General features: G+C 33.1%; 1 protein-coding gene. It reads right to left on the minus strand.

Features of this window, described 5'->3' with window-relative positions; genetic code table 11:
• A partial coding sequence (locus tag X275_RS08645; protein ID WP_047268441.1) for an LVIVD repeat-containing protein occupies positions 1-2,710 on the minus strand: 2,710 nt, incomplete at both ends.

The raw sequence follows: 2,710 nt of genomic DNA on the forward strand, positions 1-2,710 counted from the left end.
CATCATAACCGATAGCCATCATAACCCCAACATTACTTGTTCCATTTCCATCGTCTATAACAGTTCTTACATATTGTGGATCCGCAGTTCTAGCTTGAGTGGTTATATCAAATACTACCAAACCTCCTGAACCATCTGCTACGTATAAATATTCATCTCCACTTAAGTCAAAAGCACCGTCTACTGCATATGGATAAACATCGTATGCATATCCACTTGTTTCTGTATTTGTTGTATTTAGTAAAGCTATATCATTTTCATCTTCAAATGGTGTATCATTATCACCAGCATCAGCATCTATTACCGCTAAACCTTTAGGACCATCTGCTACATATATCATAAATTCTTCGTTCGCTGGTGTTCCTCCGTCATTATGATGTACATAATATACTGATCTTGCGTATCCCGGTGTATCTACTGTTTTAATAAGGGTAGGATTTGCTATATTTGATAAATTAACTCCTGCATCATATATTTTTACACCTGCATCTCCATCTGCTACTATTAAATATCTATCTTCTGCTACAAAAACATTCCTTGCTATTGAACCAATGTTATATTCCCCTAATAAACTCATGTTATTAACATTTATTGTTTTTAAACCTTTGAAACTATCTCCTACAAAACCGGTTCCTCCATCAACTACTATTCCTTTTGCATATCCATCTGTATTATATTTCCCTACATATCCAAATGTTGTTTTATCTAATTTTACTATCCCATTTGATCCATCTGCTACATATACATAATTTCCTTCTACTTCTATTTTTTCTGCATAACCTGCTGTATCATAATTCGTTTCCACTACTGGTGCTGTTTTATCTGTTATGTCTACTTTATATACACCACTTTCTCCTCCTGCTACATATGCTACTTCTCCATCTATTTTTATATCTTTTACATCTACTATATCTGTTAATGTACTTATTATTTGTGGATTTGTTACATCTGTTATGTCTACTATAACCATTCCTCCAGAACCTGTTGCTACATATGCAGCTGTCCCATCTACCGTTACTGATTTCGAATCTCCGCTTAATGTTAAATGTGATTTTAATGTTAATGTGAATGTTCCAGTTGGATTATCATCGGAATCTGCTGTATCACCTGCTGTAGAGTTAAATTGTACTATGTATAATCCTTGTGCTCCTGCTGCTACTAATATGTATTTGTTACTCCCATCTGTTTTGTATGCCAATCCTTTTGCTTTATCTCCTAAATAAAATGGCGATAAACTTGTATCTTCTTCTAAATCCCATACCCCTGCTGCTGTGTTGTCATAATATAATACTGTTAATCCCTTATCTCCTTCTGCTACTGCTATATATTTGTCATTTGCTCCATCTATTTTCAATACGTCATATACATATCCTTCTAAATCTATTATATTATCATTACCTGAACCATCTTGTTCAACTTCCGGATCAGATAACGTACTTACATCCATTACAAATACTCCTTCTTCTCCTCCTGCTACAAAGATCTTATCTAATGTTTCTGTTGAGAAACTATATGTTGTACTTGATCCAGGTAAATATGCTTCTCCACCTTTTCCATCTTTTGCTACTACTTTCCAATAATATGTAGTTCCTCTATCTAAAGATAATGTACTCGTTTGAGAATTACTTAAATTACTTGCTATTCTTACACTTGCATCTAAATTATTTACTAATGTTTGATCTGTCCCTAAATATACATCGTACGTTATTGTATCTCCTTCTGCATCTGTTGCATCTGGAAAATCCAATGCAGTTGTTATTGATACACCACTATCTCCATCTGCTGGCGCTAATGTTCCAGCTCCAAATACTGGGGCACTATTTTCCATCGGTAAGCTTTTCCCATAGTTTCTTGCAAATATTATGAAATCATACAAATCTATTTTTCCATCAGGGACAGAAATACTGTATATTGAATCTGTTAACCAGTTTCCTATTGGAGCTATCTCTGCTGGATATATGTCAAAGTCTTTATCATAGTACGTATCCCCTTGTACTGTACCATAATGATCTAAAAATACTAAAAAGTCATCTATTCCAACTTGATAATCCCTTTCATCTCCAGCTGTACCTGGATCATCAAAATCTCCTAATAATATTAGATCATATACTACAACATTTCCTCCAAATGTATTTGTACTTATTTGATTTAAATTACTATTCATTAATGTTGCTTCTAATGAAGTAACTCCTTCTTCTTTTGGATCTACATCTTTAGCTATCACATATACTCTTACTATATCTTCATCATTTAAATTCAATTCTGTTCCGTTTTGTGTCGTGAATATTATCTTTAATACTCCTCCATCATCTATTGGATCTGATAATAATGTGTTCGATGATACTGTGTTTAATAGTTCTACTCCATTGTTTCCTTTCGATGTGTCTATCGCTAACAATGCATTTGGATAGTATAAATCTATTTGGAAACTTTCTACTCCAGAAATGTTTTTTGCATGTATTACTATCGATGCTTCGTCCCCTGATCTTAACGCATTTGCATCTGATACACTTAACCCATCTTGATATGGTGCTGTTGCTTTTGTTATTATTTTGTTATTTTCTTCATCAAAAATTGCTGCTTGTGTTATTATTTTACTTTGTTCAGGATTTAAATAATTTCTCTTAATAGAAAATAACTTTTCTCCTTTTACTATATCTCTTTGTGCTTTTGAAAATATTACTACTGTCTTGTTTGAATAATTTTTTAC

Origin of the sequence: Marinitoga sp. 1197 (assembly GCF_001021165.1) — a bacterium.
GTDB lineage: Bacteria > Thermotogota > Thermotogae > Petrotogales > Petrotogaceae > Marinitoga.